At 72.3% G+C, this 14,145-nt stretch carries 15 protein-coding genes; 10 read left to right on the forward strand and 5 right to left on the reverse strand.

The features are described from left to right. The first annotated feature begins 131 nt into the window (after positions 1-131). The 4 genes from ACFV1W_RS10840 (at position 132) to ACFV1W_RS10855 (ending at position 2,937) form a co-directional block, all read left to right on the forward strand. Positions 132-629 (forward strand): SRPBCC family protein, encoded by a 498-nt coding sequence (locus ACFV1W_RS10840; protein WP_380415126.1) that lies wholly within the window; start codon positions 132-134, stop codon positions 627-629. 99 nt (positions 630-728) lie between these two features. Continuing rightward, complete coding sequence (locus ACFV1W_RS10845; protein WP_380415128.1) at positions 729-1,388, forward strand: hypothetical protein; 660 nt, start codon at positions 729-731, stop codon at positions 1,386-1,388. Positions 1,389-1,522: 134 nt separating this feature from the next. Continuing rightward, complete coding sequence (locus tag ACFV1W_RS10850) at positions 1,523-2,317, forward strand: DsbA family protein (RefSeq protein WP_380415129.1); 795 nt, start codon at positions 1,523-1,525, stop codon at positions 2,315-2,317. Further along, complete coding sequence (locus ACFV1W_RS10855) at positions 2,314-2,937, forward strand: vitamin K epoxide reductase family protein (RefSeq protein ID WP_380415130.1); 624 nt, start codon at positions 2,314-2,316, stop codon at positions 2,935-2,937. Before ACFV1W_RS10850 ends, ACFV1W_RS10855 begins: the two co-directional genes overlap by 4 nt. Before the next feature lie 137 nt (positions 2,938-3,074). Here the strand turns inward: ACFV1W_RS10855 and ACFV1W_RS10860 are convergent, their stop codons facing one another. Genes ACFV1W_RS10860 through ACFV1W_RS10870 form a run of 3 tightly spaced genes read right to left on the reverse strand, consistent with a single transcriptional unit; the run spans position 3,075 to position 6,030 of the window. After that, on the reverse strand, positions 3,075-4,073 hold the full coding sequence (locus tag ACFV1W_RS10860) for an adenosine deaminase (protein WP_380415131.1): 999 nt from the start codon (positions 4,071-4,073) through the stop codon (positions 3,075-3,077). 50 nt (positions 4,074-4,123) lie between these two features. Continuing rightward, positions 4,124-5,419, reverse strand: coding sequence for an MFS transporter (locus tag ACFV1W_RS10865; protein WP_380415133.1), 1,296 nt, complete (start codon positions 5,417-5,419; stop codon positions 4,124-4,126). After that, entirely contained in the window at positions 5,416-6,030 is a 615-nt protein-coding gene (locus tag ACFV1W_RS10870; protein WP_380415135.1) for an ArsR/SmtB family transcription factor, read from the reverse strand. The genes ACFV1W_RS10865 and ACFV1W_RS10870 overlap by 4 nt, the downstream gene beginning before the upstream one ends. 141 nt (positions 6,031-6,171) lie before the next feature. Between ACFV1W_RS10870 and ACFV1W_RS10875 the strand changes: the two genes are divergently transcribed. Together ACFV1W_RS10875 and ACFV1W_RS10880 are read left to right on the forward strand one after the other, a co-directional pair. Continuing rightward, complete coding sequence (locus ACFV1W_RS10875) at positions 6,172-6,453, forward strand: DUF6158 family protein (protein WP_380415136.1); 282 nt, start codon at positions 6,172-6,174, stop codon at positions 6,451-6,453. 146 nt (positions 6,454-6,599) lie between these two features. Beyond that, on the forward strand, positions 6,600-7,988 hold the full coding sequence (locus ACFV1W_RS10880; protein ID WP_380415138.1) for an NADP-dependent succinic semialdehyde dehydrogenase: 1,389 nt from the start codon (positions 6,600-6,602) through the stop codon (positions 7,986-7,988). 33 nt (positions 7,989-8,021) lie between these two features. Here the strand turns inward: ACFV1W_RS10880 and ACFV1W_RS10885 are convergent, their stop codons facing one another. Both ACFV1W_RS10885 and ACFV1W_RS10890 read right to left on the reverse strand, forming a co-directional pair. Then, positions 8,022-8,306: a hypothetical protein gene (locus tag ACFV1W_RS10885; protein WP_380415139.1), complete on the reverse strand. Its 285-nt coding sequence runs from the start codon at positions 8,304-8,306 to the stop codon at positions 8,022-8,024. Positions 8,307-8,353: 47 nt separating this feature from the next. Continuing rightward, a complete protein-coding gene (locus tag ACFV1W_RS10890; protein WP_380415140.1) occupies positions 8,354-9,355 on the reverse strand; it encodes a Ku protein in 1,002 nt (333 codons plus the stop codon). 318 nt (positions 9,356-9,673) lie between these two features. Between ACFV1W_RS10890 and ACFV1W_RS10895 the strand changes: the two genes are divergently transcribed. The 4 genes from ACFV1W_RS10895 (at position 9,674) to ACFV1W_RS10910 (ending at position 14,041) form a co-directional block, all read left to right on the forward strand. Then, positions 9,674-11,116, forward strand: coding sequence for an amino acid permease (locus ACFV1W_RS10895; protein ID WP_380415142.1), 1,443 nt, complete (start codon positions 9,674-9,676; stop codon positions 11,114-11,116). A gap of 145 nt (positions 11,117-11,261) precedes the next feature. Then, a complete protein-coding gene (locus ACFV1W_RS10900; protein ID WP_380415143.1) occupies positions 11,262-11,417 on the forward strand; it encodes a hypothetical protein in 156 nt (51 codons plus the stop codon). A 704-nt stretch (positions 11,418-12,121) separates the two neighbouring features. Beyond that, a complete protein-coding gene (locus tag ACFV1W_RS10905) occupies positions 12,122-12,835 on the forward strand; it encodes a transglycosylase SLT domain-containing protein (RefSeq protein WP_380415144.1) in 714 nt (237 codons plus the stop codon). A gap of 201 nt (positions 12,836-13,036) precedes the next feature. After that, positions 13,037-14,041: a glycosyltransferase family 2 protein gene (locus ACFV1W_RS10910; protein ID WP_380415146.1), complete on the forward strand. Its 1,005-nt coding sequence runs from the start codon at positions 13,037-13,039 to the stop codon at positions 14,039-14,041. Positions 14,042-14,145 lie beyond the last annotated feature (104 nt).

Below are 14,145 nucleotides of genomic sequence, written 5' to 3' on the forward strand. Positions count from 1 at the left end.
CCCGCGGCTCGCGACCCCCCCGCTCACCGCCCCCGGCACCCACCCTCCCGAGAGCCCACCCCCCCCGGAACACCAACCCCCTTTGCCTCCCTGCAAGGGAAAGCGCAGGGTGGGTACGGAGGAGGCCCCCCATGACCACCCTTGAGGAACAGATCGACATAGCCGCCCCCGTCCTGGCCGCCTGGGAGCAACTCCACCGGGTGCACGACTACCCCCAGTTCGTCGAAGGAGTCCGCACCGCCCACCCCCACGGCCGTAACCTCGCCCACCTCGGACTCCGGGTCTGCGGATCGGAGCGGTCCGTGGACACCGAGATCACCGACCGCGGCCGGGGCAGGGTGATGGCCTGGCGGACCCTGGACTCCGTCCACCTCCGCGGCGCCTTCGCCCTGCTGCCGCTCGACCCCCGGCACACCCGGCTGCAGATCCGGGTGGAGTACGACCCGGAATCCCTGCACCGCGAGTTCGGCGGCCCGCGCGGCTTCGCCCAGGCCGGGGCGATCGAACGCGCGGTACGCGGCGACCTCGAACACTTCCGAGAGCTGGTCGAAGCCCGGGTGAGCGCCGCCGACGACCACCCCGACGCCGACGACCACCCCGACGCCGACGCCGACCCCCATCACCCGTAAGGGCCGCATAAGCCCAGCTCAGCAAGGGTGGTGAGGCTGTTCACAGCCCCCCCGCCGACCAGACCGTCCCGCTTCAGACCTGTGGCAGACTCGGAAGCCATGGACATCGGCCCGGTCACCAGGACGCTCCGCGCGGCGGTCTTCGCCGCGCTGGTCGTCCTGCTCGCCGGGCTCGGCCAGGTACTGGTCACCGGCCGCTCGCTGCCGGTCGGCACGATGGGCCTGGCCTCCGCCGCCGTCTTCGCCCTCGCCTTCGCCCTGGCCGGCCGCGAACGCGGCTACCCGGCGATCGCCGCGGCCTTCCTTCCGCTGCAACTCGGCGTCAGCGCCCTGTTCGACCTGGCCCAACGGTCCTGCCCCTCGCTTCCGCCCGACGCCGGACACGGCTTCCAGCCGCTGCTGTGCGGCGGCGGTTCGCTCGGCGGGTTCCTGTTCGGCCACGGCGTGTCCGAACAGGCCGGCGTCCTGCTGCTCCTGCTGCTGCACACGGTGATCGCGCTGGCCGGGGCGTTCTGGCTGCGCCGCGCGGACGCCGCGCTGACCGGTCTCGGCCGGGCCCTCCTGGTGCTGGGCGAGTTCCTGCACCGCCACCTGCCGGCCGCCGCCCGTTGGCTGCGGCTGCTCCTCCCGCCCGTCCCGGCCCGCCCGGTGGTCCGGGTCCCGTTCCCCCGGGCCAGCCGTGCGCTGGTCCCGGCCGAGGACGCGGTCGTCCGTCCGGCCGTCCGGCGCGGTCCGCCGGTGTTCGCCCCGACCGTCTGAGCCGGGCCGTCCCAGGGCCTCGCCCTGGGACCGGACAGGCTCCTGCCCTCCCCTCGGCGGTCGTCTCTCCCCGCGCCGACCCGGTCCCGGTCGCGCCGCCCCTCCGCACGCCCGAGAGCACAGGACGACACCCCATGAGCAACTCCCGCAGGACCGACCAGAAGACCAACGCCACCGAGCGCATGCGCACCGCCCGTGCCCGGGCCGAGCGCTCCGACCGGATCCGTCGCCGGGTGGTCGTCGGCGGAGCGTCCGCCGCCGTACTGGCCCTCGCGGCCGGGGTGGCCTTCGCCGTCGGCGGCTCCTCCGGCTCCTCCTCGGACGCCGCCGCGAACGGCCCGCTGGTCGCGCCCGCCAACACCACCGGTCCGGACGGCACCGTGATCACCTACGGCAAGACCGACGCGCCGCACACCCTGGAGATCTACGAGGACTTCCGCTGCCCGTTCTGCGAGCAGCTGGAGACCACCACCGGCAAGACCATCCAGCAGCTCGCCGACAACGGCACGTACAAGATCGAGTACCACGTGGCGACGTTCCTGGACAAGAACCTCGGCGGCAAGGGCTCGCGCACGGCGCTGGCCGCGGCCGGCGCGGCGCTGAACGAGGGCGTGGACAAGTTCAAGGCCTTCCACGACGTGCTGTACGCCAACCAGCCGGACGAGCGCAGCGACTCCTTCGGCGACGTCGGCCACATCCTCGACCTGGCCGGCCAGGTACCCGGGCTGAAGACCGACGGTTTCGTCAAGGCCGTCCAGGACGGCACCTACGCGCCGTGGGCCGCCAAGGTGAACGAGGAGTTCAACAAGAGCGACGTCACCGGCACCCCGACCGTCAAGCTCGACGGCAGGAAGCTGAACGTCCTCACCAACGGCAAGGCCGCCTCGCCCGAGGAGTTCACCACGATGGTCAAGCAGGTGACCGGGTGACGGCCGCCGCCTCCTCCACCGCCGCGCGGACCTTCGGCGCGAGCCGTCCGTTCTCCTGGCTGCTGCTGATCGGCGGCGCGGTCGGGCTGTTCGCCTCGACGGTCCTCACCCTGGACAAGATCCGCCTGCTGGAGGACCCGTCGTACGTCCCCAGCTGCAACATCAATCCGATCATCAGCTGCGGCTCCATCATGCGCAGCGAACAGGCCTCGGCCTTCGGCTTCCCCAACTCGCTGATCGGCCTGGTCGCCTTCGGGGTGGTGATCGCGATCGGCGCCGGGCTGCTCGCCGGAGCCGCGTACCGGCGCTGGTTCTGGCTCGGGCTGCAAACCGGGACGGTCTTCGGGATCGGCTTCGTGACCTGGCTGATGTTCCAGACGCTGTACCGGATCGGCGCACTCTGCCCGTACTGCATGGTGGTGTGGGCCGCGATGATCCCGCTGTTCTGGTACACCACCCTGCACAACCTGCGCTCCGGCGTGATCCCGGTCGGCCGGCGGGGGCGGGTCGCGGTGCGGGAGGCCGCCCGCTACCACTGGGTCGTCCCGGCGCTGTGGTACGCGGTGATCGCGCTGCTGGTCCTCAACCGGTTCTGGTACTTCTGGAGCACCCTGATCTGATTCCGGCGGCGGCCTTGAGCGGGACCGTCAGCGGCACGCGCTCCTGATCGGCCGCCCGGTCCAGGCGAACGGGGCCGGGTGCGCACCCGGACAGGCCGGTCACGCCGGCCCGTCCGGGTCCCGGATTCGTCCGGTCCTCAGTCTTCGACCGGCTCGAAGGCGTACCGCTCGACCTCGGCGAGGAGTTCGGCCCGCCGCCGGTCGTCGATGAAGGACGCCCGGAAGGAGTTGGCGGCCAGCCGGCGAAGGGTCTCCCGGTCGAGGGCCAGCGCCTGCCGGACGGCGCGGAAGTTGTCCTCGACGTAGCCGCCGAAGTAGGCCGGGTCGTCGGAGTTGACGGTGACGAGCAGCCCGGCGTCCAGCATCTCGCGCAGCGGGTGCTCGGCGAGGGTGTCGACGCACCGCAGGCGGACGTTGGAGAGCGGGCAGAGGGTCAGCGGGATCTGCTCGCGGACCAGGCGGGTGACGAGTTCGCCGTCCTCCAGGCAGCGCAGCCCGTGGTCGATCCGCTCGACGCCGAGGACGTCCAGCGCCTCGGTGATGTACGAGGCCGGACCCTCCTCACCTGCGTGGGCGACCCGGCGCAGCCCGGCCTCGGCGGCCCGGCGGTAGACCTCGCGGAACTTCGCGGGCGGGTTGCCGACCTCGGCCGAGTCCAGGCCGATGCCCGCGATCCGGTCGAAGTGCGGGCGGGCGGCCTCGAAGGTCTCCAGCGCGGAGTCGGCGGACTCGTCGCGCAGGAAGCACATGATCAGCTGGGTGCTGATGCCGTACCGCTCCTCGCTGCGCGACAGCGCCCGGGTCAGCCCGTCCACCACCACGCCGAGCGGCACTCCGCGGGCGGTGTGGGCCTGCGGGTCGAAGAAGATCTCCGCGTGCCGCACGCCCTGCTCGGCGGCCCGGGCCAGGTAGGCGTCCGCGAGGTCGGCGAAGTCCTGCTCGGTGCGCAGCACGGCCATCAGCGCGTAGTAGAGGTCCAGGAAGGACTGGAGGTCGCTGAAGGAGTACGCCTTCCGCAGTTCCCCGGTGTCGGCGTAGGGCAGCGCGACGGAGTTGCGGGCGGCGAGGGCGAAGGCGAGCTCGGGTTCGAGGGTGCCTTCGATGTGCAGGTGGAGTTCGGCCTTGGGAAGCGGCATGTGCGATCTGTCCGAGCTGTCGGGGCGTGAAGCTGAAGGTACGGAAGGATTCATCCTACGTTCTTCCCGTTTTCCGGGAGCGCCGTGGGCAGCTCCCGGAGGGTGCGCAGCGGCGAGAACAGCGGAAGGGTCCCGGTCAGCGTCAGCAGTCCGGTCATCACCCACATCGTCGCCCGAAGACCGATCAGTTCACCCAGTGCGCCGCCGGTCAGCGCGCCGAGCGGGATGGTGGCGTGGACGGCGAACATCGAGCCGGCTGTCACCCGGGGGAGCAGCTCGGGCGGGGTGTACGACTGCCGGAAGCTGCTGAGCACGATGTTGCAGAGCACCACCGCCGCGACCACGGCCAGCGCCCCGATCACGTACAGCACCGTTCCGGCGCCCGGCCCGGCCAGCGGCATCAGCAGCCCGAACGGGGTGACGGTGAGCAGCACGATCCGCGTCCCGCGCGCCGTCCCGAGCCTGCGGCACAGCGGGCGGGCCGCCAGCAAACCGAGCACCCCGCCGACCGCGGCGGCGGAGGCGAGGGCGCCGACCCAGCCGGGTGCGATCCCGGCCGACCGGACCAGGAACAGGGGCAGGATCGACTGGTAGCCCATCAGCGCGAAGTTGGCGGCGGCGCCGAAGCACAGGAAGGCGCGCAGGTACGGGTCCCGCAGCAGGAAGGACAGCCCCTCCCGGACCTCTCCGAGCAGGCCCGCCCGTTCCCGGGGTGCCGGCCCGGACCGGGCGCGGATCCGCAGTAGGGTGCCGGCTGCGACCAGGAAGCTCACCGCGTCGACGAGCAAGCCCCCTGCCGCGCCCATGAGTTGGACGATCAGCCCGGCGAGCCCCCGTCCGGCGACCTCGGCCGCCGAGCCGCTTCCGGTCAGTTTGGCGTTGCCCTCCACCAGGTCCTCCGGGGCCACCAGTTCGGGCAGGTAGGCCTGGTCGGCGGCGTCGAAGAACACCGAGCAGACGCCGCCGAGGAACGCCACGGCCAGCAGCTGCGCCATGGTGAGCACGCCGAACCAGCCCGCCACCGGCACGCTCGCGAACAGCGCGGCGGAGCCGAGGTTGCAGCCGATCATCACGGCCCGCCGGGGCACCCGGCCGACCCACACCCCGGCCGGCAGGCCGAACAGCGGCCAGGGCAGCCAGATCGCACCGGTCAGCAGGCCCGTGGAGAGCGGCCCGGCGTCCAGGGCGAGCACGGCGACCAGCGGCAGCGCGACGGTGGTGACGCTGCTGCCCAGTCTGCTGACGGTCTGCCCCGCCCACAGCAGCCGGAAGTCGCGTCGGGCGAACAGTCCCCAGCGGGAGCGGACTCGCGGGTTCCCCGACGGCGGGGCCAGGGTGGCGGTCACGGCCTGGCCGGGACGCTGTGGGCGAAGGCGAGGACGGTCTCGCGGTCGCGTCCGTCCTCGGGCACCGGCCGGTGTGCCCACTTCTGGATCACCTCGTGGAGGTCCGCGGCCAGTTCCCGGGCCTCCTCCGGGGTGAGCCGCAGCCAGGTCTGGGTGGCCACCGAGCAGCCGTCCCGCCAGTCCGGCCCGTAGCCGCCGCGCCGTACCGCCCATTCCCTGACCAGCTCGACCTGGCGCTCCAGGAGGATCGATCCGGCCGCGTCCGCGACGGCCTCGGTGACCGGGTCGCCGTCGAAGTCGGCCCTGGTCCAGCTGAGTTCGCGGTCGGCCAGCCGCCACCAGCGCTCGCGCCGGTCCCGGGCGAGCTCGGGCGCCTCCTCGATCAGTCCGCTCTCGGCCAGCACTTTCAGGTGGTGGCTGACGTTGCCGACCGCCTGCTCGGTGTGTTCGGCCAGTTTGCCGACGGTGGCCGGACCGTCGACTTTGAGCAGGTCGATCAGCCGGCGGCGCAGCGGATGGGTGAGGGCGGCGAGCACCCGGGAGTCCTGGATCTCCCGGGTGCCGCGCGGGTCGTCGGTGGTGGCGGGCGTGCGGACCGTCGTGTCGTCCATGCCGGGAGAGTATCCACAAGAACTCTTGTACGACATCTCTTTTACAACAACTCTTGTGCACTAGCTCTCGGTCGAACGGGTGTACCGGCGCCGGACACCGGGCACCTGGTAGGCGGGGGCTTCCGTCGAGGAGGTAGCGAGATGCGGCACGCCAACGACCCGCACATCCGGCCCGAGGGCGTCTCCCCGCACGCTCTGGGCAACGACACGCTGCTGCACGAGCTGGAGCAGCTGCACCGCACGCGCCACGAGACCTTCCTGTACGGCTCGGAGGAGGCGCTCAATCGGCACACGCTGCGCACCGGGCAGCTGGAGGCCGAGTATCTGCACCGCTTCCCGAGCCGGCAGGTCACCGCGGCCCGGACCAGGGCCGGAGCCCGGGCCCGGGAGGCGGCGGCCCGGGTGGAGTCACTGCCGGAGTAGCCCCCGCGACGCCGGAGCGGCCCCCGGGGCCGACGGACACCGCGGCCCGACGGGACACGCCGGGCGGCGGTGGCGTGCCCGGGGGCGGGGGGTCGGGGAGGGTGGGAGGACAGACGCACCGGACCCGAACCCCACTGGGAGCCCGCATGCCCATCGCCAGCGTCAACCCCGCGACCGGCGAAACCGTCCAGACCTTCGAACCGCTCGACGCGGCCGGGATCGAGCGGCGACTGGCCCGCGCCGAGGCCGCCTTCCACGGCTACCGCACCACCCCCTTCGCCGCCCGCGCCGAACCGATGCACCGGGCGGCCGACCTGCTGGACCGGGACCAGGAGACCGTCGCCCGCACCATGACCGAGGAGATGGGCAAGCCGCTGGCCGCCTCCCGGGCCGAGGCCGCCAAGTGCGCCAAGGCGATGCGCTGGTACGCCGACAACGCCGAGGCGCTGCTCGCCGACGAGCACCCGGCCCAGGCCGACGTGGCCGACAGCGGGGCCGCCCGGGCGTACGTGCGCTACCGCCCGCTCGGCCCGGTGCTCGCCGTGATGCCGTGGAACTTCCCGTTCTGGCAGGTGATCCGCTTCGCCGCGCCGGCCCTGATGGCGGGGAACGTGGGCCTGCTCAAGCACGCCTCCAACGTGCCGCGCACGGCGCTCGCGATCGAGGAGCTGTTCCAGCGGGCCGGCTTCCCGGAGGGCTGCTTCCAGACCCTGCTGATCGGCTCGGGCGAGGTCGAGGGCGTGATCCGGGACCGCCGGGTCGCCGCCGTCACCCTCACCGGCAGCGAGCCGGCCGGGCGGGCGGTGGCGGCCGCCGCGGCCGACGAGGTGAAGAAGGCCGTGCTGGAGCTGGGCGGCAGCGATCCCTACGTGGTCCTGCCGAGCGCAGACCTGGAGGCCGCGGTGGGCACGGCGGTACGGGCCCGGGTGCAGAACAACGGCCAGTCCTGCATCGCCGCCAAGCGCTTCATCGTGCACACCGACGTCTACGACCGCTTCACCTCGGCCTTCACCGAGGCGATGCGGGCCCTGCGGATCGGCGACCCGCTGGACGAGGACACCGATGTCGGCCCGCTGGCCAGCCGCCAGGGCCGGGACGACCTGGAGGAGCTGGTCGAGGACGCCCGCACCCACGGCGCCCGGGTCGAGTGCGGCGGCAACCGCCCGATGGGCTGGGACACCGGCTGGTTCTACGAGCCGACCGTCCTGACCGGCGTCACCCCGGCGATGCGGATCCACCAGGAGGAGACCTTCGGCCCGGTCGCCACCGTCTACCGGGTCGCCGACCTGGACGAGGCGGTGGCGCTCGCCAACGACACCCCCTTCGGGCTCAGCTCCAACGTCTGGACCACCGACCCGGACGAGCAGGAGCGCTTCGTCCGCGACATCCAGGCCGGCGGGGTGTTCTTCAACGGCATGACCGCCTCCCACCCGGCGCTGCCCTTCGGCGGCGTCAAGCGCTCGGGCTTCGGGCGGGAGCTGTCCGGGCACGGCATCCGGGAGTTCTGCAACGTCACCACGGTGTGGATCGGCTGAGCCCTCCCGGCCGCGCCGTGCCGCCCGACCGGGTCAGGAGGCCGCCATCCGGTGCCTGCCCCGGCCGGGCGTCGCCCAGCGGGCGATCATGCCGACCAGCGCGACGAAGGTCAGGAACCAGAAGAAGGACATCAGGCCGAGCAGCGGGGCCGAGTTCGTCTGGACGGCGACCATGCACAGACCGATCGAGAGCGCGACCATGAACGTCACCACGGTCGGGCTGAGGCTGAGCAGCCAGTGCCAGGCCCGGTGCCCCCGGCTCGGGTTCCGCGGGGCGTCGGGGCCGGTGTCGAGTTCCTTGTAGGTGAGCAGGTCCATCGGGATCGCCTCCAGTGCCGGAGAGGGGGACAGCCCGGCCCGCGCGCTCAGGAGGCCTGGCGCGGAGCCGTGGACTTGCGGGTGGTCTTCTTCGCCGGGGCGGCCTTCTTGGCGGCCGCGCTCTTCTCCGAGCCCTTGCCGGCGGTGGTCCGGGTGGTCGTGGCCCTGGTCGTCGTGCTCTTCGCAGCCGCCTCCTTCGCGGCCGCGGTCCTCTTCGCCGCCGCGCGCTTGCGGGGCGGCGGCTCCTCCTCCCGCTCGACGCCCGGCGCCCGCCCGCCCTTGGCCTGCTTGAGGCTGCTGCGCAGCGCCTCCATCAGGTCGATCACGTTGTCCGGCGCCTCGCCGGCCTCCTCCTCGTGCGGGATCTCGACGCCCTCCAGCCGGGCGGTGATCACCTGCTGGAGCGCCTGCTGGTAGTCGTCGTGCAGCTGGGAGAGGTCGAAGTCCTCGGAGAGGGTGTCCATCAGCGAGCGCGCCATCTTGAGCTCCTGCGGCCGCACCGCGACGTTCTCCTCGGGCGCTATCCCGGCCGCCGGGCGGACCTCGTCGGGCCAGATGCAGGTCTGCAGCACCAGCGTCCCGTCGTGCACCCGCAGCACCGCGGGCGACTCCCGGGTGCGCAGTGCGATCTTGGTGACGGCGATCTGCCCGGACTCCACCAGGGCGTCGCGCAGCAGGGCGTACGGCTTGGCGGCGGCCTTGTCGGCGACGCCGACGTAGTAGGCCTTGGAGAACATCAGCGGGTCGATCTCGGTCGCGTCCACGAAGGCCAGCACGTCGATGACCTTCTTGCTGGGCAGCGGAAGGTCGGCGAGGTCCTCGTCGCTGAGCGTGACCGTCCGGCCGTCGGGCGACTCGTAGCCCTTGGCGATCTCGGCGTACGGGACCTCCTTCTCCTCTCGTTCGCAGTACCGCTTCATCCGCACGCGTCCGCCGTCCTTGGCGTGCACCTGGTGCAGCGGGACGTCGTGCTCCTGGGTCGCGGAGTAGAGGTGGACGGGAATGCTGACCAGGCCGAAGCTGATAGTGCCCTTCCAGGTCGTCTGCATGGAGTGGCTCCGAGAACATCGAAGTGCCCCGAGACTCCCACTGTGCCCGGGTTTGCCCGAAACGGCTACAGCTCACCCCCCAGGGGCCGCCGAGGGCCCTGGAACAACTGACAATGCATCAGATCTGAGCTTTCCATGCCACCTCCACACCCATCCTGACCTGGGCTTTTATGTTCGGTAAGCGAACAGTTATCAAACCTTTGTTCCGATACTCGGGCGTAGAAGTTAGGTTGCACCGCAATGCGCGGATCTGTCCCCCACCCTGCGGCACGACGAGCCGAGGGTCATGCCGCGCCGGAAAGGCAGAGGACACCCTCCATGAGTGCGGACACCACCAAGCGGGCGGCGGGCACCACCCAAGCCCCCCACCAGCTCGGCCCCGTCGGACACGGTGGCGACGGCCACCTGAAGGCCGGGCTCAAGAACCGCCACCTGTCGATGATCGCCATCGGCGGCGTGATCGGCGCCGGCCTGTTCGTCGGCTCCGGCGCGGGCATCGCCTCCACCGGCCCCGGCATCCTGCTCTCCTACACCCTGGCCGGCGTGCTGGTGGTGCTGGTGATGCGGATGCTGGGCGAGATGGCCGCGGCCGACCCGCAGAGCGGCTCGTTCTCGGCGTACGCGGACCGTGCGCTGGGCCGCTGGGCCGGCTTCACCATCGGCTGGCTCTACTGGTTCTTCTGGGTCGTGGTGCTCGCGGTCGAGGCCACCGCCGGCGCCAAGATCCTCAACACCTGGGTGCCGGGCGTGCCGCAGTGGGGCTGGGCCCTGATAGTCATGGGCGTACTGACCGCCACCAACCTGTTCTCGGTCGCCTCCTACGGCGAGTTCGAGTTCTGGTTCGCGGGGATCAAGGTGGTCGCGATCGCCGCGTTCCTGGTGATCGGCACCCTCGCCGCCTTCGGCCTGATGCCCGGCACCCATGCCGTCGGCACGACCAACCTGACCGGCCAGGGCGGCTTCCTGCCGCACGGGGTGGGCGCGGTGTTCACCGGCATGCTCACCGTGGTCTTCGCCTTCATGGGCAGCGAGATCGTGACCCTGGCGGCCGGCGAGTCGGAGGACCCGGAGAAGGCGGTCAGCAAGGCCACCAACAGCGTGATCTGGCGCATCGGGATCTTCTACCTGGGCTCCATCCTGCTCGTGGTCACCCTGCTGCCCTGGAACTCGCCCGAGGTCAAGGCCAGCCCGTACGTGGCCGTACTGGACCACGTGGGCATCCCGCACGCCGGCCAGGTGATGGACGTGATCGTGCTGACGGCCGTGCTGTCCTGCCTCAACTCCGGGATGTACACGGCCTCGCGGATGGCCTTCTCGCTCGGCCAGCGGGGCGACGCCCCGAAGGCCTTCGCGACCGTGACCTCCCGTGGCGTGCCGCGGGTGGCCATCCTGTCCTCGGTGGTGTTCGGCTTCATCGCCGTCTTCTTCAACTACACCTCGCCGAAGACCGTGTTCGCCTTCCTGCTGAACTCCTCCGGGGCCGTCGCCCTGTTCGTCTGGCTGGTCATCTGCGTCACCCAGCTGCGGATGCGCAAGATCATCGAGCGCGAGATGCCCGAGCGGCACACCGTCCGGATGTGGCTGTACCCCTACCTCACCTGGTTCGCCATCGGCATGATCGGCTTCGTCGTGGCGTACATGTTCACCGACCACGACGGACGACAGCAGATGTACCTGTCGCTGGTCGCGGCAGCGATCGTGCTCGTCGCCTCGGCCGTGGTGGGCCGTCGGCGGCGGGCGGCGGTGGCGGCGGAGTCCTGACCCGTCCGCGCCGCGCCGGAACACCGGGCCCGGGAGCCGTTGCGGAGGCTCCCGGGCCCGGTGCCGTTCTGGCGCCGCTCAGCGGCTCAGCCGGTGCAGCCGGTGCAGCCGGGCCGGTGGGGCCCAGTTGTTCGGGGTGTTGCCGGTGAGCGGTGTTGCCGGTGATCCGGCTGGTGACGATCCTCGCCCGGCCAGCCTCGTTGATCAGGCCGGCGAACGCCTTGTCGCCCTGCACGGTGGTGTCGTCGACGGCCAGCGTCCCGAAGTTGTTGAGGCCACCGCCGCCGGCGGGGAGGCCTGATGCCGTCAGCGCCGTCCGTGCGCTCGATCGCGACCGCCCCTCGTCACAATCGGTGACCTTCTACTACGTGAAGTGTCCAGTCCGTGCCGTATCGGCGAACCCCGGCGCCGATGCCCCCGCCACACGGAGTGCGCCGATCGGCCACTTCGCACCCGGAGCGAGCCGAGGCGTGCTGGATCAGTCACGCTGCGCCGAAGTCGGCGGTGCGACCGTGTGAGCCCGCCCACAGGGCGTTTCGCAACTACGGCCCTGGATAGTGGACAGGCCGCCCGCCCGGCCCGTTCCTTCCCTCCGGCCGCACCCGGGCCGAGCCCGGCGCCCCCTCGCCGAGCCCGAAGAACGCAGGCCATCCGCCCTGGCGCCCTCAGGATCCGTCCTCGCCGCCCGTCCGCAGCCCGCAGATGAACAATTCGGGCAAATCGCCCAAAACGTCATTGAAGCCGGGCTGCGTCGCCTCCGGCATCCACTACGGGGCGTAGTAGCGAACGCCTTTGCCACCCGTCCCCGGCCCTGCCAAGAATGGCCCGTCGCCAGGCAGCGCCGGCCGGTCCCGTCCGCCGCGCGCAGCCCGCCCCGCCCCGCCGTCACCGCCGGGGCGCCACGGCCGTCCCGGACGGCCGCGCGGGCCCCGCTCACCCGGAGCCCGCGCGATGCCCGCCCAGTGCCCCCGGCACGGCCCCCGACGGAAAAGGATCGTCCGCTCCATGCCGCTCAGCCATGCCCGCCGCAACTCCCTGATCACCGGCGTCGCCACCCTCGTGGTCGCCAGCGCCGCCACCGCCGCGCTCGCCATCCCGCAGGTCGGGGGCTCCACCGAGGCCGCCGCCCCGGTGGCCGCCGTCTCGGTGGACGGCAAGCCGGTCGGCGACCAGGGCAAGGCTGACACCGCTGCCGCCGCCGCTGCCGAGAAGGCCGCCCAGGACGCCAAGGCGGCGCAGGACGCGCAGGCCGCCCAGGACGCGCAGGCGAAGGCCCAGGCCGACGCCGCCGCCCGGGCCCAGGCCGAGGCCGACGCGAGGGCCCAGGCGGACGCCAAGGCCCAGGCGGACGCGAAGGCACAGGCGGACGCCAAGGCCCAGGCCGACGCCGCCGCCTCCCGCTCCCAGCAGCGCCAGAACCTCAACAGCTACTCCGGCACCCCGCAGCAGATCGCCGCGCAGATCGTGCCGGCCGGCCAGCTGCAGTGCTTCAGCAACATCGTGTTCCACGAGAGCAGCTGGAACCCGCTGGCCGTCAACGCCTCCTCCGGCGCCTACGGCCTGGTCCAGGCCCTGCCGGGCTCCAAGATGGCCTCGGCCGGCGCCGACTGGCGCACCAACCCGGCCACCCAGATCAAGTGGGGCCTCGACTACATGAACAGCCGCTACGGCAGCCCCTGCGCCGCGTGGTCGTTCTGGCAGGCCCACCACTGGTACTGAGCCGACCCGGCACTCCGTACACGCCCCAGGCCCGCGACGCACCCGCGTCGCGGGCCTCGCGGCTTCGTCGGTCGGCGTGTGCACGCCCAGAAGGCGACGTGAAGATATGGCGCACGCTCGTACGATTTGGCGCCAATTGCACGTAATTACGCACCGTCAGGCCTTTGCCACGGTTCGCGCGCCCTCTTACGCTCCGGCGTCATGCCCTCACCCCTGATCAGCGTCGTGCTCCCCGCCTACGACCAGCACGGACAGCTCGCCGACTGCCTGGACTCGCTGCTCGCCCAGTCACTGGCGAACGTCGAGGTGATCGTGGTCGCCGACCGCTCCCCCGAGACCGCGGGCGGGCTCGCCGACGCGTTCGCGGCCCGGCACCCGCAGGTGTCGGTGCTGCACCTGAACGCGGCAGTCGGGGTCGGGGTGAGCCGGAACGCGGGTGCGGCGCAGGCCTCCGGCGACTACCTGCTGTTCCTGGACGCCGACCACCTGCTCCCCCGGGACGCCCTCCAGGCGCTCGCCGACCGGCTCCAGCAGACCGGACCGGTCGACGTCCTGCTGTTCGGCCACTCCCGCCGCCACAACGACCGCGAGTGGCCGGGCGGCGCCGAGGCCCTGCTCGCCGAGGCCGGCCCGGAGGCCTTCGCCCCCTTCGACCGCCCCGCGCTGTTCGGCGCCCCGCCGCTGGTCTGGGACCGCCTGATCCGCCGCGGCCACTGGGAGGAGCTGGGGCTCGCCTTCCCCGACGGCCGGTACGAGGAGATCCCGGTCGTCCACGCCGCCCTGCTCGGCGCCCGGAAGGCCGCCGTACTGGCCCGCGAGTGCGTCCAGCTGCGCCGCCGGGAGACCGTCCACCCGGCCGGCGGCCCCGGCAGCAGCGTCTTCGACCTGTTCGACCAGTACGAGCGCAGCTTCGCCCTGCTGGAGGACCAGCCGCACCTGTACGCGGTGCGCGACGCCCTGTTCGTCCGGATGATCCGGCACTACCTGTTCGTCTTCGACCTCGCCGGCTGCGTCACCCGCGCCGAACGCCCGCAGTTCTTCCACCGCGCCGCCGAGCACCACCGCCGCTTCATGCCCCCGGGCCACCGCAAGCCCGGCGGCCGCCTGGGCATCAAGTTCTCCCTGCTGGCGGGCGGCGCCTACCCGGCCTTCGAGGTCGCCAAGCTCTCCCACATCGCCCGCGGCACGCTCACGGGACGGAAGTAGCGGGCTCAGGCGTGCGCGGTGCCGCCCTCCGCGGCCCGCGCGGCGGCGATCCCCCGGGCGCCTCGGAGGGCGGCTCTCCGGGCCCACCTCGCCGTGGCGGGGCG

It is taken from the genome of Kitasatospora sp. NPDC059648 (genome assembly GCF_042734825.1).
Taxonomy (GTDB): Bacteria; Actinomycetota; Actinomycetes; order Streptomycetales; family Streptomycetaceae; genus Kitasatospora.